At 52.7% G+C, this 24,541-nt stretch carries 28 protein-coding genes and 1 pseudogene; 13 read left to right on the plus strand and 16 right to left on the minus strand.

Annotated elements, in window-relative coordinates; translation table 11 throughout:
• Nucleotides 1–134: 134 nt before the first annotated feature.
• Complete coding sequence (locus BFV63_RS16335; protein ID WP_006811579.1) at nt 135–1,106, minus strand: P63C domain-containing protein; 972 nt, start codon at nt 1,104–1,106, stop codon at nt 135–137.
• Between the two features lie 506 nt (nt 1,107–1,612).
• Here BFV63_RS16335 and BFV63_RS16340 point away from each other — a divergent pair.
• Complete coding sequence (locus BFV63_RS16340; protein WP_006811580.1) at nt 1,613–1,984, plus strand: hypothetical protein; 372 nt, start codon at nt 1,613–1,615, stop codon at nt 1,982–1,984.
• Nucleotides 1,985–2,127: 143 nt separating this feature from the next.
• Here the strand turns inward: BFV63_RS16340 and BFV63_RS16345 are convergent, their stop codons facing one another.
• The 7 genes from BFV63_RS16345 to BFV63_RS16375 all read right to left on the minus strand — a co-directional run bounded on the left by BFV63_RS16345 (nt 2,128) and on the right by BFV63_RS16375 (nt 5,151).
• Complete coding sequence (locus BFV63_RS16345; RefSeq protein ID WP_006811581.1) at nt 2,128–2,940, minus strand: antitermination protein; 813 nt, start codon at nt 2,938–2,940, stop codon at nt 2,128–2,130.
• Nucleotides 2,937–3,074: a YlcG family protein gene (locus BFV63_RS23130; RefSeq protein ID WP_006811582.1), complete on the minus strand. Its 138-nt coding sequence runs from the start codon at nt 3,072–3,074 to the stop codon at nt 2,937–2,939. Before BFV63_RS23130 ends, BFV63_RS16345 begins: the two co-directional genes overlap by 4 nt.
• Complete coding sequence (locus BFV63_RS16350; protein WP_006811583.1) at nt 3,071–3,427, minus strand: RusA family crossover junction endodeoxyribonuclease; 357 nt, start codon at nt 3,425–3,427, stop codon at nt 3,071–3,073. Before BFV63_RS16350 ends, BFV63_RS23130 begins: the two co-directional genes overlap by 4 nt.
• Complete coding sequence (locus BFV63_RS16355) at nt 3,424–3,705, minus strand: hypothetical protein (RefSeq protein ID WP_017692886.1); 282 nt, start codon at nt 3,703–3,705, stop codon at nt 3,424–3,426. Before BFV63_RS16355 ends, BFV63_RS16350 begins: the two co-directional genes overlap by 4 nt.
• A 2-nt stretch (nt 3,706–3,707) precedes the next feature.
• On the minus strand, nt 3,708–3,908 hold the full coding sequence (locus BFV63_RS16360; RefSeq protein ID WP_017692885.1) for a hypothetical protein: 201 nt from the start codon (nt 3,906–3,908) through the stop codon (nt 3,708–3,710).
• Nucleotides 3,909–3,913: 5 nt separating this feature from the next.
• Nucleotides 3,914–4,513 (minus strand): DUF1367 family protein, encoded by a 600-nt coding sequence (locus tag BFV63_RS16365; RefSeq protein ID WP_069597571.1) that lies wholly within the window; start codon nt 4,511–4,513, stop codon nt 3,914–3,916.
• 404 nt (nt 4,514–4,917) lie between these two features.
• Entirely contained in the window at nt 4,918–5,151 is a 234-nt protein-coding gene (locus tag BFV63_RS16375) for a DinI family protein (protein ID WP_045332197.1), read from the minus strand.
• 183 nt (nt 5,152–5,334) lie between these two features.
• Here BFV63_RS16375 and BFV63_RS23490 point away from each other — a divergent pair, with 183 nt between their 5' ends.
• The 5 genes and pseudogenes from BFV63_RS23490 (at nt 5,335) to xis (ending at nt 7,865) form a co-directional block, all read left to right on the plus strand.
• Nucleotides 5,335–5,457, plus strand: coding sequence for a hypothetical protein (locus BFV63_RS23490; protein WP_257785626.1), 123 nt, complete (start codon nt 5,335–5,337; stop codon nt 5,455–5,457).
• Nucleotides 5,420–6,578: pseudogene (locus tag BFV63_RS16380) on the plus strand (RecT family recombinase); the annotation flags it as partial. The gene BFV63_RS23490 and the pseudogene BFV63_RS16380, both read left to right, overlap by 38 nt.
• Nucleotides 6,579–6,612: 34 nt before the next feature.
• Nucleotides 6,613–7,305 carry a hypothetical protein gene (locus BFV63_RS16385; RefSeq protein ID WP_241866034.1) on the plus strand — a complete coding sequence of 231 codons (693 nt, stop codon included), beginning with the start codon at nt 6,613–6,615 and terminating at the stop codon, nt 7,303–7,305.
• Complete coding sequence (locus tag BFV63_RS16390; RefSeq protein ID WP_045896629.1) at nt 7,292–7,534, plus strand: DUF4060 family protein; 243 nt, start codon at nt 7,292–7,294, stop codon at nt 7,532–7,534. The genes BFV63_RS16385 and BFV63_RS16390 overlap by 14 nt, the downstream gene beginning before the upstream one ends.
• Nucleotides 7,535–7,610: 76 nt before the next feature.
• The gene (gene xis / locus BFV63_RS16395; RefSeq protein ID WP_229692509.1) at nt 7,611–7,865 is read left to right on the plus strand and encodes an excisionase Xis; all 255 of its coding nucleotides are present in this window, start codon (nt 7,611–7,613) and stop codon (nt 7,863–7,865) included.
• On the opposite strand, the gene BFV63_RS16400 is transcribed toward xis, so the two are convergent.
• The 5 genes from BFV63_RS16400 to rpoE all read right to left on the minus strand — a co-directional run bounded on the left by BFV63_RS16400 (nt 7,843) and on the right by rpoE (nt 12,187).
• On the minus strand, nt 7,843–9,072 hold the full coding sequence (locus BFV63_RS16400; RefSeq protein WP_006811608.1) for a tyrosine-type recombinase/integrase: 1,230 nt from the start codon (nt 9,070–9,072) through the stop codon (nt 7,843–7,845). The two genes, xis and BFV63_RS16400, sit on opposite strands and share 23 nt — an antisense overlap.
• Nucleotides 9,073–9,503: 431 nt before the next feature.
• Nucleotides 9,504–9,980, minus strand: coding sequence for a SoxR-reducing system protein RseC (gene rseC / locus BFV63_RS16405; protein ID WP_069597573.1), 477 nt, complete (start codon nt 9,978–9,980; stop codon nt 9,504–9,506).
• Complete coding sequence (gene rseB / locus BFV63_RS16410) at nt 9,977–10,930, minus strand: sigma-E factor regulatory protein RseB (RefSeq protein ID WP_003860717.1); 954 nt, start codon at nt 10,928–10,930, stop codon at nt 9,977–9,979. The genes rseC and rseB overlap by 4 nt, the downstream gene beginning before the upstream one ends.
• Nucleotides 10,930–11,580 carry an anti-sigma-E factor RseA gene (rseA, locus tag BFV63_RS16415; RefSeq protein WP_003860719.1) on the minus strand — a complete coding sequence of 217 codons (651 nt, stop codon included), beginning with the start codon at nt 11,578–11,580 and terminating at the stop codon, nt 10,930–10,932. Before rseA ends, rseB begins: the two co-directional genes overlap by 1 nt.
• A 31-nt stretch (nt 11,581–11,611) precedes the next feature.
• The gene (gene rpoE / locus BFV63_RS16420) at nt 11,612–12,187 is read right to left on the minus strand and encodes an RNA polymerase sigma factor RpoE (RefSeq protein WP_006176728.1); all 576 of its coding nucleotides are present in this window, start codon (nt 12,185–12,187) and stop codon (nt 11,612–11,614) included.
• A 425-nt stretch (nt 12,188–12,612) separates the two neighbouring features.
• Here rpoE and nadB point away from each other — a divergent pair, with 425 nt between their 5' ends.
• A complete protein-coding gene (nadB, locus tag BFV63_RS16425; protein ID WP_045330529.1) occupies nt 12,613–14,232 on the plus strand; it encodes an L-aspartate oxidase in 1,620 nt (539 codons plus the stop codon).
• Here nadB and trmN read toward each other — a convergent pair.
• Nucleotides 14,217–14,954, minus strand: a complete 738-nt coding sequence (gene trmN, locus BFV63_RS16430; protein ID WP_003860724.1) for a tRNA(1)(Val) (adenine(37)-N(6))-methyltransferase TrmN — start codon at nt 14,952–14,954, stop codon at nt 14,217–14,219. The two genes, nadB and trmN, sit on opposite strands and share 16 nt — an antisense overlap.
• A 132-nt stretch (nt 14,955–15,086) precedes the next feature.
• Here trmN and srmB point away from each other — a divergent pair, with 132 nt between their 5' ends.
• On the plus strand, nt 15,087–16,415 hold the full coding sequence (srmB, locus tag BFV63_RS16435; protein ID WP_003860725.1) for an ATP-dependent RNA helicase SrmB: 1,329 nt from the start codon (nt 15,087–15,089) through the stop codon (nt 16,413–16,415).
• 51 nt (nt 16,416–16,466) lie between these two features.
• On the opposite strand, the gene grcA is transcribed toward srmB, so the two are convergent.
• Nucleotides 16,467–16,850, minus strand: a complete 384-nt coding sequence (gene grcA, locus BFV63_RS16440) for an autonomous glycyl radical cofactor GrcA (protein WP_003860727.1) — start codon at nt 16,848–16,850, stop codon at nt 16,467–16,469.
• Between the two features lie 315 nt (nt 16,851–17,165).
• Between grcA and ung the strand changes: the two genes are divergently transcribed.
• Complete coding sequence (gene ung / locus BFV63_RS16445) at nt 17,166–17,855, plus strand: uracil-DNA glycosylase (protein WP_003860729.1); 690 nt, start codon at nt 17,166–17,168, stop codon at nt 17,853–17,855.
• Between the two features lie 39 nt (nt 17,856–17,894).
• On the opposite strand, the gene BFV63_RS16450 is transcribed toward ung, so the two are convergent.
• Complete coding sequence (locus BFV63_RS16450; RefSeq protein WP_023314680.1) at nt 17,895–18,980, minus strand: tRNA/rRNA methyltransferase; 1,086 nt, start codon at nt 18,978–18,980, stop codon at nt 17,895–17,897.
• Between the two features lie 204 nt (nt 18,981–19,184).
• Between BFV63_RS16450 and trxC the strand changes: the two genes are divergently transcribed.
• The 4 genes from trxC (at nt 19,185) to pssA (ending at nt 24,537) form a co-directional block, all read left to right on the plus strand.
• Nucleotides 19,185–19,604, plus strand: coding sequence for a thioredoxin TrxC (trxC, locus tag BFV63_RS16455; protein ID WP_003860733.1), 420 nt, complete (start codon nt 19,185–19,187; stop codon nt 19,602–19,604).
• Between the two features lie 70 nt (nt 19,605–19,674).
• Entirely contained in the window at nt 19,675–20,373 is a 699-nt protein-coding gene (tapT, locus tag BFV63_RS16460) for a tRNA-uridine aminocarboxypropyltransferase (RefSeq protein WP_003860734.1), read from the plus strand.
• Between the two features lie 35 nt (nt 20,374–20,408).
• A complete protein-coding gene (locus tag BFV63_RS16465) occupies nt 20,409–23,072 on the plus strand; it encodes a bifunctional acetate--CoA ligase family protein/GNAT family N-acetyltransferase (protein WP_048240395.1) in 2,664 nt (887 codons plus the stop codon).
• A 109-nt stretch (nt 23,073–23,181) separates the two neighbouring features.
• The gene (gene pssA / locus BFV63_RS16470) at nt 23,182–24,537 is read left to right on the plus strand and encodes a CDP-diacylglycerol--serine O-phosphatidyltransferase (RefSeq protein ID WP_026094276.1); all 1,356 of its coding nucleotides are present in this window, start codon (nt 23,182–23,184) and stop codon (nt 24,535–24,537) included.
• Nucleotides 24,538–24,541: the final 4 nt, after the last annotated feature.

The raw sequence follows: 24,541 nt of genomic DNA on the forward strand, positions 1-24,541 counted from the left end.
AATAAAAAAAGCCCGCACGGGAGCGGGCAACGAATGCAGATATTTATTTTTTTCAATTTCAGAACGAAGATTATCGGCAGTATTGGGAAAGACTTTAGACAATAAAAACCCGGCGCGGTGGCCGGGCAGAAAGTTTATAATTCTGGCTTGATACGGCCAAAAACTTTTTCAATGCCGGCCTCATACTCCTCTTTGTTGTCGCTCATTGCTGCAACGCCAAGAAGTTTGCCGATGTGTTGTCGTAAGGCCTTGACGCCAATTTCAGAAAGGAAGAGGTGTAACTTATCTGATTGCTTTCCATTCTCATCCCTACTGGCGCGAATTTGCTCTAATATCTTCCCCTTACTCTTAGCCAGTGGGACGTAAATTTGCATATTAGTCAACTGTCCAAAGCGGATCGGCCTGCCTTTTTCCGGACGATTAAGTCCATATAACCGATACCATTCCTCATACAACTCGTCGGGAAACTCTTTCTCATATTGGCGGGCTTCCTCTCGTACAAATGCCTTAAAAGCATCGATTACCTCTTGAACTTCAGGTCGATAACCGGCCAATGCATAGGCTACGCCTTTTATACCTGATTTAGCGGAAGCATTTATTAGTTTTTGAGCTGTATCGGCAGCAGGGATTCTAGACGGTGGCAGAGCATCGGCACTTTTTGCATCTATCAGCGCCTTTCCGATATCAACGATCACATCAATATCAAACCCATGAGCGTTATTGATGTTTTTGGACTGCCCACTATATTGAAAATTAATAGGATTTTCAATTTTCGCTTTTAAACTTGGACCACCAAACTCCTTCATGTAACCAGCGCTTAGTAGTTTATCGACATCCCTTGCGAAGTTGCCGATACCTAAAAGTCGAGCAAGTCCAGCCTTAGTAACTACTGCGGTTTTCGATTCATCACTTAAGACATAACACTCAGCATCTATTCCAAATTCATCTTTGAAATTACCCATATGGGTGGCTTTGTGAATTTTATCCCTCCACCTTGCAGCAGCAGCCTTTTTGGCAATGTCAGAACGCTGCTCTTTAGTAAGAGACTTCGCCCTGGCAACCCCGCCCTTAGCTTTACCCTTTGGATCTTTCTTGTCGCCTGACATATGCAAGCACCTTTCTGTAAAACATGCTTGCATAGTCAAGAGCATATAAAAGGCCGACGGATGGTAGCCTTCAGTAAACGAATGTTGTAGTGCTTAATGGTCCACCATCGAGGATTCGAACCTTGAACCACAGAGGTAGAAGCTCCGTGCACTGACCAGTGGAAAAAAAAGACCAGCATTGGGTTGCTGGTCATGGGTCATGCAGTTGTCTCTGCGAAGCGGGTGTCTCCCCACCCAGTATTTTCAGTATCGAGAGCATTATCGAATGCCACTTTAACTATAGCATCGCGGTAAAAAATCGCTTTGCCATATTCCTATGGCTCACACTCGGAAGGTTCTGTGACCCATCGTGTAACTCATGACGCGGATATGGCAAAGGCACGCCGGATCACGACCAGAAATTTTAATTAAATAGCTTGCGAATGGTGCCGATAACCTGATCACCAAATGATGATGTGTCATCTTTAAGCGTACCAGTCAAAAATGGATAACGAGGAAAACCATTAATGCATAAAAAATTGAAGTTAGCAGGAGCATTTTTATTAGCTATTTCTTCTCTTCCTGCATACACAGCTGACAAAATTGACGGCTGGATCTTTCTGACAAATACAAACAATTTCAACTTCTATGGTAAGGAACGTTCATTGACTGAAAACAAAGGTATTCGGTCAATAATCATACAAGAAGTTCCAATTTCCAAGAACTCCAGTGCGAAAATTCTCTACTCTCATTTCACCATTCCTTCTAAAGCATGCAAAAATGAGTTTGGTGAAATAACAATGTATGAAATGAGCGGAAAAGTTGCTGGAAAATATGATTATGTTAAAGGTGGCTCAAGTGCAGCCGCTTACATAGCTGATCTTGTCTGTGGAAATTAATGAATTAGCTACAAAAACCCGCACTAAAGCGGGTTTAATTTCATTTGGTCGCAATAATCAACTGTGGAAATCATACAGGACATTTTTATGCAAAGTCAACCCTAACATGCAAAAATGCGTCGTCATTTGCTTCGATCATATTATTAAGTTGTTGCCTTCTCGAATTCGACAGCCGCTTGACATTCCCACTTGCGCAGCGTGTCCACAAGCATTTCAAAGAGTGGTTTCCAGTTACGCGACCATGATGACTGATGAAGGTCAGGGAGTCGCTTCAGAATGACGCGATATACCGTCGCCGAGGAGATAGCAGAGAAGCCAATACCAGAGCAACGTTCACACGTTTTGAAAACTGGTACGCCACGTTCCTTCGTTGCTTTACGGTCCACCACTTCACCTATGCCGCCGCAACGACAACGGGCGCTTATCGTTCCCTTGCCTTCGCAAACATCACAGACCGCCGGTACAACCTCTGTTACCTCTGTCCACAGCTCCCAGTCAGACGGACGAACGGCACGGGAGCGGCTGGCCCAGTATGGCGCTTTACCCCAAGGGTACGAAACCTTGCGGGTGACCTGCTCTTTAGTGGTCCGGCCGGTACCACAACAGCTGTGACACATCACGCTGGTAGCCGCCGAACAGGAATACTCCGCGAAAGCAAACTGCGCCAGCGTCAACATGCAGGCTCCGAGCTTATCGCCAGCGGCTTTGCGGACATTTTTAGGGGCGTTTTTAATGGCAAACTGCGCCAGCGCCTGAACTGCGAGTTGTTCATCTGTTTTGCTAATGCCGGCTTTGCCGAAGAAAGCAGCCAGGCCGAAGCGCGCACGGCTGCTGGTGGTGCCAATGGCCGCCATAACATCAGTGCCGGTGAGACGATCCGGAGAGGTTCCCTTTACATCTTCGCTGATATGCATTCCCTGAGGACTAAAATGTTTAAGTGCTGCTTCCAGTTTCATGTGCCCCTCTGCTTTGATTCAATTCTGATGTAATTACGGAAGATGCGGTAATCCACCAGCACCGATCCCCGGTAGCGGTAAATGCGAAGGCGCTGCCAGCGCGCGCGTAGTACCTCAAGCGTTTCTGGCTTCATGTGGCCTCCCCGATGATAATTTGCCCGGTTTCTCCCCAGATTTTGGTAACCCGCCCGTCCCAGACATGGCTATCCTCGTCAAACACTGCATCCAGCAAAGCTTTTTCCAAGTTGTCTTTGTCCGGCTTTTGTTGATGAGGCTGGCCGACATATTGCTCCCGCTTTGCCTTGCTCCAGCTCTTTGGCATGGGGATAACGAAAGTGACGTGATATCCGGCTTCAGGCAATTTAATGCCCAGCAGCCGGACCTGCTCTTTGTATGCCCAGTAAGCAGCCGTTGCCGGGCGTTTATGCCATCGGTCTCGCTGGGTCATTCGGGGTTTGCCAATCGGCGTAATTTCGTAAATTTTCATGCGGGCACCACCAGCCCGCGGCGGGCAACTTCAATCACTGTCAGAACAATCGCGCGGTCCATAAGCTGCCGACGCTCATCTCTGTTCAGCTTATTTCCGTTATCAATGCTGTCATGACAGCAAACGCAGAGCGCAGCTGTCGCACAGTCATCGGTTTTTAATCCCATGCCTTTCCCTTCGTTCCGGTGTGCCACCTGCGTCCCCCATGCTCCACAAAGAACACAACGCTCGATCTGGCCGACGGCGGCGAGCCATTTTTTGCTGCGATAAATAGCCATGCTCACCCCCATATCCGGTTTTGCCACCGGCGATTTATACGCGGTGGTTTATTGCCTTCAGGCAGCCGGGCGCTGACGGTCCAGGTGAGATAATCTGAGTTCAGGTTGCGCTCTACCTTCACGCCGCGGCGCTGGTATTCCGCAATAAGTTCTTCGGACTGCTGGGTTGTGCAATCGGTATGATGGAACCAGGTCTTCTTCATTCCCGTCACCCCGCGAAGCTCATGAGTTGCGCAGCGGCGTTCTCCGCCTCGCGCTGGTCCCTGAATGCCTTGGATAATATCCAGCGCCAGAGGACATCAAGCGCGGCCTTGTACAGCTGCTGGATCTCAATTTCGTCCATGTTGGCGAATGAAATACTGCGTGGGTGCTTCTGAAGTGTGCCATCCGGAAGTTTGATAGCGTCATGATGCCCGGCCTGAATAGTCACCCAGGCGCGGTATGCATCGAAGGATTTACAGAGGCTGATCCCGTTTGTTACGCGGCGGCTCGCAACCTGCTCAAGATAGTGCTCAGCGGCATCGAGCAGTGCGCCTTCGTTTCCGCCATAGGAAGCCAGGAATTTAGCGTAGCCGGTAACCAGCTTGCGCTCGTTGGAGGAGATTGCGCCGCCGGTAGGCTCCCAGTATTCGAAGCCCAGATTCAGCAGAGCGAAGAAGCGACGATGAAACGCAGGATTGCGTACCTGTTTGAAGTCGGCCACCAGCACGGCGCCGAGCTTGATTTTTGATTGCAGCAAATCGCTGGTCTCCGGCGTAGCCGGGATCAGGATCCCTGAGGACTGCTTAATGAGTTGTAACTGCGCCATGGTGTTCACTCCGTGGCGCATCGCGGTCAGGTTGCTGGTTGTTCAGGCCAGCTCAAGAATTATGATTGCGTACGTAGTGACAAGTCAATTTTTAGAAGCCATTTCCCTTACAACTTCCATAATGGTTTCTTTGGACCAGTAATGATCATCCCTGCTTAGTTTTCTGTGAGTTATGGAGCAATCTTTGGTGGAAATTATATAGCGCTCTTCCGCCCCCAACTTGAAGGACAGCAACTCCCTTCCTTTCCCATCGGTTATGGTCACTCGCAGATCTGACTGAACTACACCCTCCACGGAATCCCCCTGAGCGACATACAGACGCGATTAGAAATTGTCGGCAGCAGCATCAAAGGGATTCGCAAATTGCGGTATTCTAAAAATGCGCGCTACCCCTGAGTACACCCTTAATAGAACCAGTCGTCTGCACTTTCCCAGGTTTCCTGAAGGATACCTTCAACCGTCTTCTTCGCTTCCTTTGCCCCACCATAAACGCTTAACCCATCCGAACCAGCACGACGAACAACCAGACTGCAATCCTCGAACTGATTCCGCAGCCGTTTTAGCAGTTCTTTTTCCAGCGCTGGCATTGCTCCATCTGGAAGTTTCTTTGTGCGATCAATGGTTAACTCAATTTTCATGGTGGCCTCCTTTGCACATACTGTGTTTTTATACAGTAACCCGCAAACTCAGAATGATCAACCTGTTAAGAGCACAAAATGTTAAAAATAGAAGGCTTTGGACATAAAAAAACCTGCCGAATAAGGCAGGTTATTAGTTGCTTTAACATACGTTGCTCAATAGCACTGGAATACCGTAAAGCGATGCGCGCTATCGCAACCGGATTCGACACAGGTGAATGGCCAGCACCTATCACTGCCGACTACACCGACGAACTGAACGACTTCGACCAGCGCCGCCTCGAAGCGCTGCGTACTCAGGCATAAGGGGAATGATGATGGAAAACATGAATATCGTAACTGCTGAGCAGCAGGCTCCAAACACAATCTCTGCCAGCAATGCAATTTTCAATGTGCAGGCTCTTGGGCAGCTTACCGCCTTTGCAAACCTGATGGCTGACTCTCAGGTTACTGTTCCTGCACACCTGGCAGGGAAGCCTGCCGATTGCATGGCGATTGTCATGCAGGCTATGCAATGGGGTATGAATCCTTACGCAGTGGCGCAAAAAACACATCTGGTTAACGGCGTACTGGGATATGAAGCTCAACTGATCAACGCTGTGATTGCCAGTTCAAGCGCTATTCGCGGACGCTTCCACTACCGCTACGGCGGCGAATGGGAGCGATGCGCAAAAACGAAAGAGATTCAGCGTAAAAAGCATGGGAAAAACGGGGAATACACTGTCACAGAACGCATCCGTGGCTGGAATGATGAAGATGAAAACGGCTTATTTGTACAGGTTGGCGCCATTTTGCGAGGTGAATCTGAAATCACCTGGGGTGAACCTGTTTACCTTTCAGGAATTGTCACTCGCAACTCACCGCTCTGGGTTTCCAATCCTAAGCAACAGATCGCTTATCTGGCGGTGAAGTACTGGGCTCGCCTGTATTGCCCTGAAGTCATCCTCGGCGTCTATAGTCCGGACGAAGTTGAGCAGCGCACTGAGAAAGAAATAAATCCGGCGCCGCAGCGAATGAGCATGGCTGAAATTGCTGCGGACAACGTATCTAGCCCACAGAATACGCATCAGTCTTCAGAAAATATCGACACTCTGGCCAAGGATTTCCGCGACCGCATTGAAGCCGCTCAGGACGTAGATAGCGCCAAAGCGGTCCGTGCCGACATCGAAACCGCTAAAGCGACGCTTGGATCCGCACTGTTCACCGAGCTGAAAAACAAAGCCGTTAAGCGGTACTACCTGGTCGATGCACGTAACAAGGTTGAGGCGGCTATCAACTCCCTACCTTCTCCGGAAGAACCGGACGCGATAGAGCGGTTCACGGAAGCCGAGCGTGTGCTCGCATCTTCAAAGCGTCACCTAGGCGACGAGCTGCACGATCAGTTCAGCATCACCCTGGCGGATATGAAACCGGAATACGTGGACTAAGGGAGGCGGGAGGGTCCGCCCTCCCAGTAACGATATGACGAAAATTATTGAACGTGGGATGATTTTTAACGGCGAGATGGTGCGCGCCATCCTCGACGGCCGTAAGACCCAGACACGTAGGATTATTAAGGACTGCACGGTCGGAAGAGACCCAATTTCAAAATTCATTCAGATCGGGAAGAAGTTTATCGGTTGTTACCCGGAAGATGTTCCCGAACTAATCAGGGAATGCTGCACGTACGGAGTACCAGGCGATCGCATATGGGTGCGGGAGACCTTCCAAGGGCCTCTCTTTGATTTCGAGCAAATGGAAGCCTATCAGGAAGATTCTTCGAAATTCAAAAAGCCAGAATTTTGTGTCTACAAAGCTGATGGAAAGCCAGCTCCTGAGTTTTTTGACGCTGACGACAATCTGCATTGTGGCTGGCGCCCGTCAATCCACATGCCGCGCTGGGCGTCCCGCATCACGCTGGAGATTACCGGCGTTCGGGTCGAGCAGTTAAAGAGCATCAGCGAAGAGGAGGCCCGATCAGAAGGTGTTGCCCGATTGCGTGAAGGTTTTTGGAAACATTACCAGCCGGGCTGGACGCAGCATCAGCTAAGCGCCAGGGGATCATTCGCTACGCTCTGGGATTCCATTTACGGCTCTGGTGAATGGGATAGAAATCCTTGGGTCTGGGTGGTCGAGTTTAACCGTATCGAAGGAGATGAGCATGCGACTAATTAATCGTGGTAGTCAGCAATCCCCGTTAGCGCGTCAGGCATGCGAAATCGCGCTGGCTGCTCACCAGCAAAGATACGGCGACTATGGGCGCAGCAAGATGAAAGAGACGTATACGGTGAAGGTTGAAGGCGTGAAGGTCTGGGTGGAGGTGGTGAACCGCAAGGCGAGCTATGTGGCCACGGCAATGACAGGCATGCGCCGCTTGCGTGCCCTTCCCGGCCAGGCGTCCTGATAAAGAATTATCAAACGGCCCCGGTTGGGGCCCTTGGAGAACGAAGATGAGCAAAGCAACGAATAAATTTGAGCTGATGAGCACTAAAGACATCTGCGGGCAGCTGTGTATTTCCTCACGTACGCTCGAACGCTACAGGAAAAGAGCCCCAAACGAGAACCCTTTCCCTGAGCCAGATTGCGCTTACATGGGTGGACCCAATAAATGGCTCAGAACCAAAGTCACCGCCTGGCAGATTAAAGAGATGTCACGATCAACCCGTAAGCCGATGTCTCACCTGAACCTAACCCGTGATGATAAAGGCCGTCTCACCCGACCTGACGCGGCGTGAACTCCAGAATGTCGGGCTCGACGATGCTCATAAGTCGGGCCCACCACTTACCATATGCCACTCTCATTTCCTCAACATAGGTGTGCTTGTCGTACACTGACCACACACCAGGCAGTTTGTGGCCAAGCATTATTTCGGCGATATGCGGCTCGGTTAGCTCTGAGAAATTCGTTCGCGCAGTCCTGCGCAGATCATGAATAGTAAAGTGTGGGACCTGCTCGTTATAGGCCTTGAGCATGAACTTAACCAGGTTACTGCTGATGCTCATATGGAAGCCTTCACTCATCGGCTTGTCTTCATATTTTGAAAAAACAAAGCGTCCTGGCGCCAGCTCAATGGCCCGTTTTATCAGCGGGAGCATTTCCGGGATGATAGGTCGAATTATCGGTTTCTTTGTCTTCCGCCCTGTCTTGTGGTTTTCCCATGGAACAGTCCAGATCCCTTCTTCAAAATCAAAGTGTGCGACTTCAGCCTGCCGGAGTTCGCCAACCCTGCACGCCCATATCAGAGACAATTTATAGAGGATCTTGTTTCGCTCAATGAGGCGGGAATCCTCAATGGCTCGCCAGACAATCGCCAGTTCTTTACGGTCCAGGGTTCGCTCACCCATTTGTTTCTGGATGCCGAAATCACGCCCAGACATTTCTGACAGCGGGTTAACTTCCAGCAGTTGCCGTTTCACTGCCCAGGAATAACACTGTCGGCCGTTGCTGATCACGCGCCGGGTGATCTCGCTGTAACCCTGGGCCAATCTGTCCAGGACAGTGAGCCAGTTGTGTAGCGTGAGCTGATGCGCAGGGTATTTCCCGAGCTTGGGGAAAACGTGCAGTTCAAACGAGCGGAGGACCTGCCCGGCTGATTCTTTCTGAATGCAGACCATTGAGTGCCATTCACGGAACAGCTCTTCGAAGGTGTACTGGCTGTTAATCTTGGCTTTATCGAGGCTTTGCCTGATCCGAGGGTTTTCGCCACGGGCAAGAATAGCTGCCCACTTTGCGACTTCATCGCGCGCGGCTTTTAATCCGAACTCCGGATAGCTGCCGATCGTCATCTTGTCCTGTTTGCCCAGGAAGCGGAATCGGTAGAAAAAAGTAACGGCCCCCTTTTTGGAGATGCGTACCCACAGACCATCACGGTCTGCCTTTTCTTCAACTTTGTCTCGTTCGCGCCCAAGGCACGACTTTAGATAACTATCTGAAATAGCCATGATTTGTCCCTGCGTGTGTCCATCAGAACGGGAGGTTATGTGTCCATCATAGAATATGGACGCACTGGTGGACACAAAAACCATGACTTATGATGTCGTAGGTTGACTGTACATGCAAACAGTATAATTTTTGGAAAGGCTGATTTGATGGGGATCTTGAGGCGTTTTTGTCGGAGGTTTGCGAAGGCTGGCGGGGTATCAATTATCGATGTGAGCAATGATCGAAAAGTTACGTATGTTCTTCATATAGTTAAATAATTATGCCTTACGAATTCCTGGAGGCCGCTGTTCTTAGCCTGACGTTTTTCAGTGCGAAAACGCAGCATTCTACACTACATCCTCGTCAGCTGGAACTGCACTTAGAGCCAGGTATAGCGCGAAGAGACGGCGTTTTCTTTATGGCGATGTAAATAATAATAAAGCCCGGCAGATCACCGGGCCTCAGAAGAGAGCGTCTCAACACGAAGTTGGTCGGGTGCCAGTGCAACGCTGAGGATGACAGGCTGCCACGCTTCCCGGGCGGCAAGCCTTGGGGAAACGCCTTTAGCAAGCCAGAACCCGCCCACGCCGCCCAACGCGGCCCCGCACATGGCGGCCAAATCTGTGCCGAACAGCATCTGGAAAACCCCGCCCATCACGAACAGGCCTGCGAGCGGAGAAAGGTAAACCAGCATGGCGGAAGTGAGCAGGCTACCTTCAGCGATGCCGAGCTCCACTTTTTGCCCTGCCACCAGCGGCTGAGCGCTCGGCACAGTAATAGTGTGCGACGTTTGCGGCCCCAGCTTATTCAACACGCGGCTGCCGCAACCGGCTCGCGAAGCGCAACTGCTGCATGATGCTTGAACGTCACAGCTAACAAGCGCTACGCCATCCTGCCAGGATACGACCGTGGCCCACTCTTTAATCATTGCGCAGCCCTGAATTTAATGCTGTCTGAAATACGTTTTGCCGTTGGCGGCGGTAATTCACCGACAATGGTAATTTCCGCATTATCGCGCACCGTCGTGCTGACCGTCCGGCGACCGGTACGGAGCATCTGTTCGGAACTGTTCGCCGTAGCGCGATTAATATTCACCGAGAAGCTAAACAGCCCATCGGAATAGAGTCGCGACTCAACCGGAGTTTCGATAGTAGGCAGCTGGCGACGACTGCTGGAAACTTCGCTGAACCCTTGCGGGATCCAGGATGGTACCCAGTTAAAATTGACAGAATCGCCGGCAGGCACGGAAAGCAAAGGCGGCAGGCTGGCTTTGGCCAGATTCTGCATGCTGTTGCCGACCTGACTGTTTACGTCAAAGGAGATCACACGGAACTGCTCCAGCGTTTCACCGTCGCGATCGAGCAGATCAACGCGCATCGGCAGCTTCGTCTCTGCGTCAATCCAGACGATATAGCTGTAACGCGTCCCATCCCGCGCAACAACGCGGATCACTTCGCACAGCCTGTCGGCAATACGCGTTCGCCCCACCGAGATAAAATCATAGTAGGGGGCGAGACGTTTAAAATCGGTGTAAATGAGCGACGGCAGGGAGTCAACGATGTAGTCACCATTGAGCGTAAACGGCTCAAGGCCAGGCTCGAAATAGCTGATTTCGTTCCCACGCTGGACCACTTCCCGACGCGGGCCATCCATCTGTAAAAGCTGGGCGAGCGGCTGGTTATCAAGGCGGGCGTGGCGATAGCGTAACGATTCGACACCCTGCTTATTGATGCTGATAAATGCCAACTCGTAATTGAGTGACTGGCTGGCCAGATTCATTTGCTGCAACAACGCCCCGGATGAAACATCAGCCGAGGCGTTAGCAGAGAAGAACAGGCTACCCGCCATCAAAGACATGGCGAACCAAAGTTGCTTCATTACTGCGATTGCGTTCCTAAAGTTTGGTTTCCTGGCACCTGCACAGCAGCCTGCTGGGTTTGGGCCTGCTCAAACTGAAGCTGCTCGGAGTGCAGACGGCGCTGCAACTCGTAATCCTGCAACATCGCATTAATGCGACGGCGCTGCTCCTGTACCTGCTGTTGCTGTCCGCCGCTTGCGGAGGCATCTGCCGGTACGCCCAGGCTAACCGGGCTGGCTTTACCCATCATCGGCAGCGTATTAAACACTGGCGCTTCAGGTTGCTGATTGGCTTCAGACTGAGTGTTATAGTGCTGGACCCCAACGATAACTGCAAGCGATACGCACGCAGCGACCCCCATCTGGGTGAGCTGGCTGGCCCATGGACGCACCTTGTGCCAGAACGGCATTTTCTGCCACTGGTGAGGTGCAGGCTGCGCTTCAGGAATCAGCGGCGTGGTCTGATGAACAGGTTCGTTCTCAATGGCCGCCATAACGCGTGCTGAGATATCGAAATGGAGAACCTCACTGGTATCACCGCGCAGCGTGTCGCGGATAAGATGATAGCTCTCCCAGGTCTGTTGCATTTCGGGAGAATGAGACAACTCATCGAGCAGCTCATTATCCAGCGTTTCACCATCCATTAAAGCGGAAAGTTTTTCTTTCTGCATGCCTAATACCTTTTCCAGTATCCCGCTATCGTCAACGCCTGATAAGCGGTTGAACTTTATTATCAATGGCTTCTCGCGCACGGAAAATTCGTGAACGAACCGTGCCGACCGGACAATCCATGATGGCGGCTATCTCTTCATAGCTTAGGCCATCCAGCTCCCGTAACGTAATTGCCATGCGTAAATCTTCCGGGAGCGACTCGATCGTGCGAAAAACGATTTGTCTCAGTTCTTCTGACAACATTAAGTTCTCAGGGTTCGAAATTTCTTTCAGCGCGCCGCCACTTTCGAAGTTTTCTGCGTCGATAGCGTCAACATCACTTGAAGGCGGACGCCGGCCCTGAGCAACCAAATAATTCTTAGCCGTATTGACTGCAATACGATACAGCCAGGTATAAAAAGCACTATCCCCCCGGAATGAATCCAGCGCGCGATAGGCCTTAATAAAAGACTCTTGTACAACATCAGGAACATCGCCTGACGGTACATAGCGGGAAACCAGACTCGCTACCTTATGCTGGTAGCGCACCACCAGTAGGTTAAAAGCTTTCTGATCTCCCTTCTGGACCCGTTCAACCAGGACCTGGTCCGTTAACTGCTCGCTCATCCGAGGTAATGTCTCCCCAAACCAAATTCCACGCGTTATCGAAACGCCACTCTAACAACATTGCACTTTGAGCAAGCACCGAATTAGAGTGTCTGTTCTTCAATAAGTTCCGTAACGCCTTTGTTTTTGTTCATCGCGCCGCAGACCATTCATTTTCTCTCATTATAAGTCTGTTCACGATACGCACCCGCTTTCTGACAAGAATCATTAACTTTATCGTCAGAAGAGTAACGCAACACAGGCTTTATTTCACCACAAAATCTGAAGCTAACGATCTGCTTCGCAAAATATTTCCGGCCATTTAGCGCAGATTTAACCTCCGGGATTCCGTTTAGTCATTGCAACACACCTCAAAAAAAACGTGCGATATCTCGCATCGCAATGCTATTCTCCCCACACCATGTTTAGTAAATTAAACAAACATCATGAACACGACGCCTGAACTTCATTGTGATGTACTGATCATTGGCAGCGGTGCTGCCGGCCTCTCCCTCGCACTGCGCCTGGCGGAACATCAGAACGTAATCGTGCTGAGTAAAGGGCCGATGAGCGAAGGTTCCACCTTCTATGCACAAGGCGGTATTGCCGCGGTGTTTGATGAAACGGATAGCATTGCCTCGCACGTAGAAGACACCCTGATTGCCGGTGCTGGGATCGTGGATGAGCATGCCGCAGAGTTTGTCGCCAGCAATGCCCGCCACTGCGTGCAATGGCTTATCGATCAGGGCGTGCTGTTTGATACGCAGGTTCAGCCTAATGGTGAAGAGAGCTATCACCTGACCCGTGAAGGCGGGCACAGCCACCGCCGTATTCTGCACGCTGCTGATGCAACCGGAAAAGCGGTTGAAACCACGCTGGTCAGCAAAGCCCTCAGCCATCCCAATATTCGGGTACTGGAGCGCAGCAACGCCGTCGACCTGATTATTTCCGATAAAATTGGCCTGCCCGGCACGCGCCGTGTTGTCGGCGCATGGGTGTGGAATCGGAATAAAGAGAAGGTGGAAACCTGCCTGGCAAAAGCCGTTGTGCTGGCCACCGGCGGCGCCTCCAAGGTTTACCAGTACACGACTAACCCGGATATCGCCTCCGGAGACGGTATCGCCATGGCCTGGCGCGCAGGTTGCCGCGTGGCGAATCTGGAGTTTAATCAGTTCCATCCTACCGCCCTGTTCCACCCGCAGGCGCGTAACTTCCTGTTAACTGAAGCGTTGCGTGGCGAAGGCGCGTATCTGAAGCGTCCGGACGGTTCCAGGTTTATGCCGGACTTCGACCCCCGAGGTGAACTGGCACCGCGGGATATCGTGGCCCGCGCCATTGACCACGAGATGAAGCGGCTTGGCGTGGACTGTATGTATCTGGACATTAGCCATAAACCGGCAGACTTTATTCGCCAGCACTTCCCGATGATTTATGAAAAGCTGCTGAGTCTGGGTATTGATCTAACCCGCGATCCGGTGCCGATTGTACCTGCCGCCCACTATACCTGTGGCGGGGTGATGGTTGACGATCATGGTCGTACCGACGTGGATGGTTTGTATGCGATCGGCGAGGTCAGCTATACCGGCCTGCATGGTGCGAATCGCATGGCCTCAAACTCGCTGCTGGAGTGTCTGGTGTATGGGTGGTCGGCTGCGGAAGATATTACCAAACGCATGCCCTATGCACGTCCGACAACACACTTGCCGGCATGGGATGAAAGTCGGGTAGAAAACCCGGACGAACTGGTGGTAATCCAGCATAACTGGCACGAGCTGCGGCTTTTCATGTGGGATTATGTCGGGATTGTACGTACAACGAAGCGTCTGGAACGCGCGTTACGCCGCATCATGATGTTGCAGCAGGAAATCGATGAATATTACGCCAACTTCCGCGTTTCTAATAATCTGCTGGAGCTGCGCAACCTTGTGCAGGTTGCCGAGCTGATTGTGCGCTGTGCAATGATGCGCAAAGAGAGCCGTGGCCTGCATTATACGCTGGACTATCCCGAACCGCTTGAAACGTCCGGGCCGTCGGTGTTGACGCCGCAGGTTCACATAAACAGATAAAAGGCCTGGGTCAGAGCTGTGTAATCTTCGGAATAACGCTGGTCTGGCCCACGAATGACCATCCTGTCGATAAAGCACTCGCCCTCTTTCGGCGAGAGTGCCAGCAACACGCGGTGCGGTAAGCGTCCTTCCGTATCCGAAATATCGGTACGAAGACGCAGATTCCAGCCGATCTCATGTGCGATCTCAATGAAGGTATTACCCGTGCTTTCAGGCAAGACCACGCAGAAAAATCCCTCTTCCGAGATGAGCTCCGCCGCACTGGTCAGTAGCGCCTTGTGATCGAGCGAGCCGGTGTAACGTGCCTGCTCGCGTTCCGGCGTGCCACATTCCACGCCTGGCGTGAAATACGGCGGATTGCTGACAATCAAATCGTAACGCGCGGTCTGCTCCGGCGCCCAGGTCAGGACATCGGCGCATTCTACCCTGATGCGTTCTGCCCACGGAGAGTCGGCAGCGTTTTCACTTGCCTGCCGGGCCGCCTGAGGATCAAGCTCAACGGCATCGATCGTGACGTGTTCTTCCGTTCGCTGCGCCAGCATCAGCGCCTGAAGTCCGCTGCCCGTACCAATATCCAGAATGCGTTTTACACCTGCGACAGGAGCCCATGCCCCCAGTAAAATACCGTCTGTACCGACTTTCATCGCACAACGATCGTGCGCCACAAAAAACTGTTTAAACGTAAAACCATCGCGGCGCAACTGCGCTTTGAGTTGAGACATGTCAGGGCAACCTTCTGAGTGAAACTGGAGTAGCATAGGGGAAAGCGAAGTGGTCGAAAAGCGATATCCATACAAACAGATGAAGATTACAGCCGTAACGTCTATAATCAGCGCCCCACACAGAGGTAGAACATGACTGTAACGACTTTTTCCGAACTTGAACTCGATGAAAGCCTGCTCAATGCCCTTGAGAGCAAAGGCTTTACACGCCCGACCGCCATTCAGGCCGCGGCCATTCCGCCTGCGCTTGAGGGCCGCGATGTGCTCGGTTCTGCGCCAACCGGCACGGGGAAGACAGCAGCCTACTTGCTGCCTGTGTTGCAGCATTTGCTCGACTTTCCGCGTAAAAAATCAGGCCCGCCGCGCATTTTGATCCTGACCCCGACCCGTGAACTGGCGATGCAGGTTGCCGAACACGCGCGTGAGCTGGCGGCGAACACCCATCTGGATATCGCGACCATCACCGGCGGCGTAGCGTATATGAACCACGCCGAAGTGTTCAGCGAAAACCAGGATATCGTTGTCGCGACGACAGGCCGTCTGCTGCAATACATAAAAGAAGAGAACTTCGACTGCCGCGCAGTGGAAACGCTGATTCTCGATGAAGCTGACCGCATGCTGGACATGGGCTTTGCCCAGGATATCGAACACATCGCGGGTGAAACGCGCTGGCGTAACCAGACAATGCTGTTCTCGGCAACCCTTGAAGGGGATGCCATTAAAGATTTCGCCGAACGTCTGCTGGAAGATCCGGTGGAAGTGTCCGCTACGCCATCGACCCGTGAGCGTAAGAAGATCCACCAGTGGTACTACCGCGCAGATAACCTTGAGCATAAGGTTGAGTTGTTGAAACACCTGCTGAAGCAGGAAGAGGCAACCCGTACCATCGTATTCGTACGCAAACGTGAGCGCGTGCATGAACTGGCAGAAATGCTGCGCAATGCCGGTATCAACAACTGCTATCTCGAAGGTGAAATGGCGCAGGTTAAGCGTACCGAAGGGATTAAGCGCCTGACCGATGGCCGCGTGAATGTGCTGGTTGCCACCGACGTTGCCGCGCGCGGGATCGACATCCCGGACGTGAGCCACGTGATCAACTTTGATATGCCGCGCAGCGGTGATACTTACCTGCACCGTATTGGTCGTACCGGCCGTGCGGGCCGCAAAGGTATTGCTATCTCTCTGGTAGAAGCGCACGACCATTTGCTGCTACAGAAAATTGGCCGCTACGTTGAGGAGCCGCTGAAAGCTCGCGTGATTGACGGACTTCGTCCGACCACACGTGCGCCGAGTGAAAAAATGACGGGTAAACCGTCCAAGAAAGCGCTCGCGAAACGTGCTGAGAGAAAAGAGAAAGAAAAAGAGAAGCCGCGCGTTAAACAGCGCCACCGCGATACCAAAAATATTGGTAAGCGCCGTAAGCCAAGCTCTGCTGCGTCAGAGACAAAAACGGAAGAGTAAAAAAAGCCGGGACATTCCCGGCTTTTTTATTCCACCCCCAAAGCTGAAACCTTACAGGCTTTCAGTAAAGGTACGCGCGATAACGTCGCGCTGCTGTTCCGGGGTCAGAGAGTTGAAACGCACCGCATAGCCAGACACACGGATGGTCAGCTGCGGGTATTTTTCCGGGTGCTCAACGGCATCCATCAGCGTTTCGCGACGCAGGACGTTAACGTTCAGGTGCTGACCACCTTCCACGCGTACTTCTGGCTGCACTTGCATTGGAATTTCACGGTATTCAATTTCGCCCAGTTTGCTCACCGGAACGATTTCGTCTTCCGCAAAACCTGCTTTCGCTACTACACAGCGCGCTTCGTTTTTCTCGCTGTCCAGCAGCCAGAAAGAGTTCAGCAGATCGTCATTTGCAGCTTTAGTAATCTGGATACCTGTAATCATGTGTTGCCTCCCTTAGGCTACATTAACTGATGCTGGCCTTTTGCGGCCAATTGGTAAAACCATTGTTTGTTGTGTGTATATATAACATTCAGACCCGGGTGATTTATTGATTTAAATCAACAAAACCACCAACCACACAAAGAGTGTGGTCTGTATTTTTTGTTTTAGATCAATTTTAAAGGTTTACCAATTCAACTTATCCTGCCTGGTTTTCAACATAAATTGAGTCACTTAGCCTGCTTTTCCGCGGGTAATTTTGCTCGTTGGGGTTTAACAGGTAAGCTAGACACAGAATGAGATTCGCAGGAGAGCGAGATGACAACACCTTTAACCTGGCATGACGTGCTGGCTGAAGAGAAGCAGCAGCCCTATTTTATAAATACCCTCAGTACCGTTGCGGCTGAACGGCAGGCCGGCCAGACAATTTATCCGCCGCAGAAAGATGTGTTTAACGCCTTCCGCTACACCGAACTGAGCGATGTAAAGGTGGTTATCCTGGGGCAGGATCCGTACCACGGCCCCGGGCAGGCTCACGGACTGGCATTTTCCGTGCGTCCGGGCGTGGCCATCCCACCTTCTCTGCTGAATATGTATAAAGAGCTGGAAGGAACGATTCCGGGTTTCACCCGTCCTAATCACGGTTATCTGGAAAGCTGGGCGCGCCAGGGCGTGCTGTTGCTGAATACAGTATTAACTGTCCGGGCGGGTCAGGCACACTCCCACGCCAGTCTGGGATGGGAAACCTTTACCGATAAGGTTATCAGCCTGATCAATGAGCATCGTGAAGGCGTCGTGTTTTTACTCTGGGGTTCGCATGCTCAAAAGAAAGGGGCGATTATCGATCGTCAGCGTCATCACGTGCTGAAGGCGCCGCACCCGTCGCCGCTGTCTGCGCATCGTGGTTTCTTTGGCAGTAATCATTTTGTTCTGACGAATGAGTGGCTGGAAAAGCGTGGCGAAAAGCCGATTGACTGGATGCCTGTGTTACCGGCAGAGAGCGAGTAGGGTTTGAATGTGCCGGGTCAGGCCCGGCACATAAAAGGCTTATGCCTTGTTCTGACGCCACCATTCCGCCAGCAGCACGCCGGTCGCAACGGATACGTTCAGGCTTTCAACGTTGCCAGTGCCGTCGATAGAGACGCTCAGGTCAGCGCTGGAGAGTGCCGCATCAGACAGACCATCGCGCTCCTGACCTAACACCAGCACCATTTTGCGCGGCAACGTCGCTTTAAACAACGGCGTAGCGGCACGGCTTGAGGTGGTGACAATGGTGTAGCCCGCGTTACGGAATTGTTCAAGGGCTTCCAGCACGCTGTCGCCGGTGATCGGCTGAACGTGCTCTGCACCACCTTCCGCGGTACGAATCGCCGCACCGGATTCCAGCAGCGCGGCATCCTGCAACAGAACGCCTTTTACGCCAAAGTGCGCGCAGCTACGCATCATAGCGCCCAGGTTATGCGGGTTACCCACATCTTCCAGCGCCAGCACGCAGTCATCGGCATCCGCCTGGCTAACCCACTGCTGCACGGTAGTGCCGTTACGTTTTTTGATCAGGAAGCAGACGCCGCCGTGGTGTTCTGTACCGGACGCTTTTGTCAACTCGGCATCGTCAACCACGTGGTAGGCTTTGCGGTTCGCCGCCATCCAGCGCAGCGCTTCTTTAAAGCGCGGGGTCACGCTCTGGATAAACCATGCACGAACGATACACTCCGGGCGGCTCTGGAACAGGGCCTGACAGGCGTTCTCACCGTAGACACGGGTCTCTTCCGCACGCTGACGACGCAGCACTTCCGGATCGATAAAGCTTTTTCCGCTGATACCGCCGTGATCGGCTTTTTCGGTCGTCTCTTCACCGGGCGCGCGAGAAACGGTACGCCATGGCGATCCACCGTCGCGGACAAAATCATCGCGTTTGCGATCGTCACGCTTACGGTCATCACGTTTGCGGTCATCGCCGCGGTTATTTCTGTCATCGCGGGCGGGGCGACGGCCACCGTCTGCACGAGAAGACGCCGGACGCCCGCCACCTTTTCCGGTACGCGGATTTTGGGTGCGTTTATCAGAGTCATCATCACTGCGGACATACATCACTTTGACCTTGCCGCTTTTGTTTTTCATTTCGTCGTTCATGCTTTTCTCCACCAGCGCTGCGCGAAGCGCGCAGATTACCCGATGTGCAAGCTCATAGCCATAATTTCGTACAAAAGCCTGTGACTATTGTTCCCATTGAATAAAACGCGTTGTCGTTTCATACAGGCTCACTGATAATATGTAACATATCAGAAACATTATCGGCGTTCTGCCGTTGTTCCACGGCTCTATCAGAGGTTAGTTATGAATACCGTATGTGCCAACTGTCAGGCTTTAAACCGCATTCCGGACGATCGGATGGATGACGGTGCGAAATGCGGGCGTTGTGGCCACGAATTATTTGATGGCGATGTCATTAACGCGACGGGTGCTACGCTGGACAAACTCCTCAAGGACGATCTGCCTGTTGTGGTCGATTTCTGGGCACCGTGGTGCGGCCCCTGCCGTAACTTTGCGCCCATCTTCGAAGACGTGGCTGAAGAGCGCAGCGGGAAAATGCGTTTTGTCAAAGTGAATACCGAAGCGGAACGTGAACTCAGCGCCCGTTTTCGCATTCGCAGCATTCCAACCATTATGATTTTCAAAAATGGTGAAGTGATCGACATGCTCAATGGTGCAGTACCAAAAGCGCCTTTCGACAGCTGGTTAAACGAATCCCTGTAACATTCGCGGGGCATATCTTGTGCCCCGTTCTCTCCTCTGCGAAAATGGGGTTTTTCCTGCCTTTTCGCCCATGACTGATAACGCTGTACTTCAATTACGCGCCGAGCGCCTTGCGCGCGCCACCCGCCCTTTTCTGGCCCGAGGCAATCGTATTCGCCGCTGCCAGCGCTGCCTTTTACCGCTGAAAGTGTGTCTGTGCGAAACGCTTGCGCCGAGCGAGGCGAAAAGCCGCTTTTGTCTGGTCATGTTCGATACCGAACCGATGAAGCCCAGCAACACAGGGCGTTTGATCGCCGATATTCTACCCAACACCGCAGCGTTTCAGTGGTCGCGCACTGAGCCACCTCAGGCTCTGCTCGACCTGGTGGCAAGCCCGGACTATCAGCCCATGGTCGTTTTCCCGGCATCATATGCAGGCGAACAACGTCAGGTACTTACGGCGCCACCATCCGGTAAGCCGCCGCTGTTTATTATGCTCGACGGCACCTGGACCGAAGCAAGAAAGATGTTTCGCAAAAGCCCTTATCTTGATGCGCTGCCGGTGATTTCCGTCGATCTGTCGCGTGTTTCGGCCTATCGCTTGCGTGAAGCGCATGCCGACGGTCAATATTGCACCGCTGAAGTCGCCATAGCGCTACTGGATCTGGCGGGCGATACCCAGGCGGCCGGCGCGCTGGGCAGTCACTTCTCCTGCTTCCGCGAACGTTATCTTGCGGGAAAAACCGTTCATAAGGGTAGCGTCACAGCAACTGAGGCAGAAAGCGTTTAAAATCATCAGGTCGCTTGCATTCACAGGAGGCCTGCATGAGCCAGAGAGGGTTAGAAGCGCTACTCCGTCCGAAATCCATTGCCGTTATTGGCGCCTCGATGAAACCGGACCGCGCAGGGTATCTGATGATGCGCAATCTGCTGGCTGGCGGGTTTAACGGCCCGGTCATGCCCGTTACGCCCGCTTATAAGGCGGTACAGGGGGTGCTGGCGTGGCCGGACGTGCAAAGTTTACCGTTTGTTCCCGACCTCGCCGTGCTCTGTACGCATGCGAAACGAAACCTCGAATTGCTTGAGTCGCTCGGTCAGAAAGGCTGTAAAACCTGCATTATTCTTTCCTCGCCTCCTGAACAGCAGCCCGAACTGCTGGCCTGCGCCAGCCGCTACCAGATGCGCATTCTTGGTCCAAATAGCCTCGGTCTGCTTGCGCCCTGGCAAGGGCTGAATGCCAGTTTTTCCCCGGTTCCGATCCGTAAAGGCAAACTGGCCTTTATTTCACAGTCGGCAGCGGTATCCAATACCATCCTCGACTGGGCGCAGCAGCGTGAGATGGGCTTTTCCTATTTCATTGCCCTCGGCGACAGCCTGGACATTGACGTCGATGAGCTGTTGGATTTCCTGGCGCGTGACAGCAAAACCAGCGCTATCCTGCTCTACCTTGAACACCTGAGCGACGCCCGTCGTTTTGTGTCGGCGTCGCGTAGCGCATCACGTAATAAACCGATTCTGGTCATCAAAAGCGGGCGCAGCCCCGCGGCTCAGCGCCTGCTACATTCCCGTTCCGGGATGGATCCCGCATGGGATGCAGCGATCCAGCGCGCCGGTTTATTGCGGGTACAGGATACGCACGAGCTTTTTTCCGCCGTCGAAACGTTAAGCCACATGCGCCCCCTGCGCGGTGAAAAGCTGATGATTGTCAGCAACGGTGCAGCTCCCGCCGCCCTGGCGCTGGACGAGCTCTGGCTACGCAACGGCAAGCTGGCCACGCTGGGTGAAGAGACGCTCCAGCGCCTGCGGGATGCGTTACCGGGAAGCGTTGTTCCCGATAATCCCCTCGATTTGCGCGATGATGCCAGCAGCGATCGTTACATTAAGGCGATCACGATTTTGCTGGATAGCCAGGACTTTGATGCGCTGATGATTATCCATTCGCCCAGCGCGGTTGCGCCAGGCAGCGAAAGTGCGCGTGCGCTGATTGAGGCGGTCCGAAACCATCCCCGCGGTAAATACGTTACCCTGCTGACCAACTGGTGCGGCGAATTCTCCTCGCAGGAGGCACGGCGTCTGTTTAGTGAAGCCGGGTTGCCAACCTACCGTACCCCAGAGGGCACCATTACCGCGTTTATGCATATGGTTGAATACCGCCGCAACCAGAAGCAGCTGCGTGAAACGCCTGCCCTGCCGGGCAATCTCACCGCAAATTCGGTGGATGTGCACAGGCTATTGCAGCAGGCCATCGAAGAGGGCGCCACTTCCCTTGACACACATGAGGTACAACCCATTCTTGGCAGTTATGGAATGCAAACCCTGCCCACCTGGATTGCCGGCGACAGCGCTGAGGCGGTACATATTGCTGAGCAGATTGGTTATCCGGTCGCGCTGAAGCTGCGCTCTCCCGATATTCCGCACAAATCGGATGTGCAGGGCGTCATGCTGTATCTGCGCACCGCGACAGAAGTACAACAGGCCGCGGATGCCATTATCGATCGCGTAAAAATGACGTGGCCACAGGCCAGGATCCACGGCCTGCTGGTGCAGAGCATGGCCAACCGTGCGGGTGCGCAGGAGCTGCGCGTGGTTGTCGAACACGATCCGGTTTTTGGCCCGCTCATTATGCTGGGTGATGGCGGCGTTGAGTGGCGGCCAGAAGAACAGGCGGTTGTCGCGCTTCCCCCTCTGAACATGAACCTGGCGCGTTATTTAATTATTCAGGCCATCAAAAGCAAAAAAATCCGCGGGAGAAGCGCTCTGCGGCCGCTTGATATCGCCGGGTTAAGCCAGTTTCTGGTGAAGGTCTCCAACCTCATTGTTGACTGTGCGGAGATCCAGCGCCTGGATATTCACCCCCTTCTTGCCTCCGGAAATGAATTTACCGCCCTGGACGTGACGCTGGATATTGCGCCCTATATCGGTGACCCGGAAAGCCGTCTCGCCATTCGTCCTTATCCTCTTCATCTGGAAGAGTGGGTGGAGATGAAAAATGGGGAGCGGGCGCTGTTTCGCCCTATCCTGCCGGAAGACGAGCCGCTGCTGCGGGCGTTCATCTCGCAGGTGACGAAGGAAGATTTGTACTATCGCTATTTCAGCGAAATCAATGAATTTACCCACGACGATTTAGCCAATATGACCCAGATCGACTACGATCGAGAAATGGCGATTGTGGCGGTCCGCCGTTCCGGAGCGGGAGAGGAGATCCTCGGCGTGACGCGCGCTATTTCCGACCCGGATAACGTGGATGCGGAGTTTGCCGTACTGGTGCGTTCCGATCTTAAGGGTTTGGGGTTGGGCAGACGGCTGCTCGAAAAACTCATTGGTTATACGCGCGATCACGGATTGTCACGCCTGAATGGCATTACTATGCCAAACAATCGGGGTATGGTGACCCTGGCGCGGAAGCTCGGTTTTGACGTTGATATCCAGCTGGATGAAGGCATTGTCTCTCTGTCCCTCAGCCTGACTTCGACGGATAAACAAGAGTAAGCTGCTGGAAATGTTACCCACTTTTACCGGCACTGGGGTATCATTGTCCGCTTATGTTGTTTGCCTGGTACAGACAACCCTTCAATGAACAGAGAAGAAACGCACTGTGATGTTGTCAAAATTTAAGCGTAATAAACATCAACAACACCTTGCTCAACTACCGAAGATTTCTCAGTCAGTTGATGATGTAGAGTTCTTTTATGCTCCCGCTCATTTCCGGGAGACGCTTCTTGAAAAGATTGCCAGCGCTACGCGACGTATTTGCATTGTGGCGCTCTATCTTGAACAAGATGAAGGTGGGCGTGCGATCCTGAACGCGCTCTATGAAGCGAAACGTCAGCGTCCGGAACTGGATGTTCGCGTGCTGGTTGACTGGCACCGTGCTCAGCGTGGCCGTATTGGTGCGGCTGCCTCGAATACCAATGCTGACTGGTATTGCCGCACGGCCCAGGAAAATCCGGGTATTGATATCCCGGTGTATGGCGTACCGGTGAATACCCGTGAAGCGCTTGGCGTTCTTCATTTTAAAGGATTTATCATTGATGACAGCGTCCTTTATAGCGGCGCCAGCCTGAATGATGTGTATCTCCATCAGCTCGATAAATACCGCTACGATCGCTACCATCTGATCCGCAATCCGCAGATGGCTGACATCATGTTCAACTGGGTTGATAAAAACCTGGTTCATGGTCGGGGTGTGCACCGTCTTGACGATCCTCATCGCCCGAAAAGCCCGGAAATCAAAAACGACGTTCGCTCCTTCCGCCAGGAACTGCGCGATGCGGTTTATCGTTTTCAGGGTGATGCCAGTAATGAAGAACTGTCCGTTACGCCTCTGGTAGGCCTGGGAAAATCCAGCCTGCTGAACAAGACCATCTTTCATTTGATGCCCTGCGCTGAGCATAAGCTCACCATCTGCACCCCGTACTTCAACCTTCCCGCCGTTCTGGTGCGTAATATCATTCAGCTGTTGCGTGATGGTAAAAAGGTGGAAATCATTGTCGGGGATAAAACGGCAAATGACTTTTTCATTCCGGAAGATCAGCCTTTCAAGATCATCGGCGCACTGCCTTATCTCTATGAGATTAACCTGCGCCGCTTCCTGAGCCGTTTACAGTACTATGTGAACACGGACCAGCTGGTTGTGCGTCTCTGGAAAGATGAAGACAACAGCTATCACCTCAAAGGGATGTGGGTGGATGACGAGTGGATGCTGCTGACCGGTAATAACCTGAACCCACGCGCCTGGCGTCTGGATCTGGAAAACGCCATCCTTATTCATGATCCTCAGCATGCGTTAGCCGCGAAACGCGATCGTGAGCTGGAGCTTATACGCACGCATACCACCGTGGTTCGTCATTATCGCGATCTGCAAAGCATCGCTGATTATCCGGTGAAAGTTCGCAAGCTGATTCGCCGTCTACGTCGGATCCGTATCGACCGCCTCATCAGCCGCATTCTGTAATACA

The organism is Enterobacter hormaechei subsp. xiangfangensis (assembly GCF_001729785.1).
In the GTDB taxonomy this organism is placed as follows: domain Bacteria; phylum Pseudomonadota; class Gammaproteobacteria; order Enterobacterales; family Enterobacteriaceae; genus Enterobacter; species Enterobacter hormaechei_C.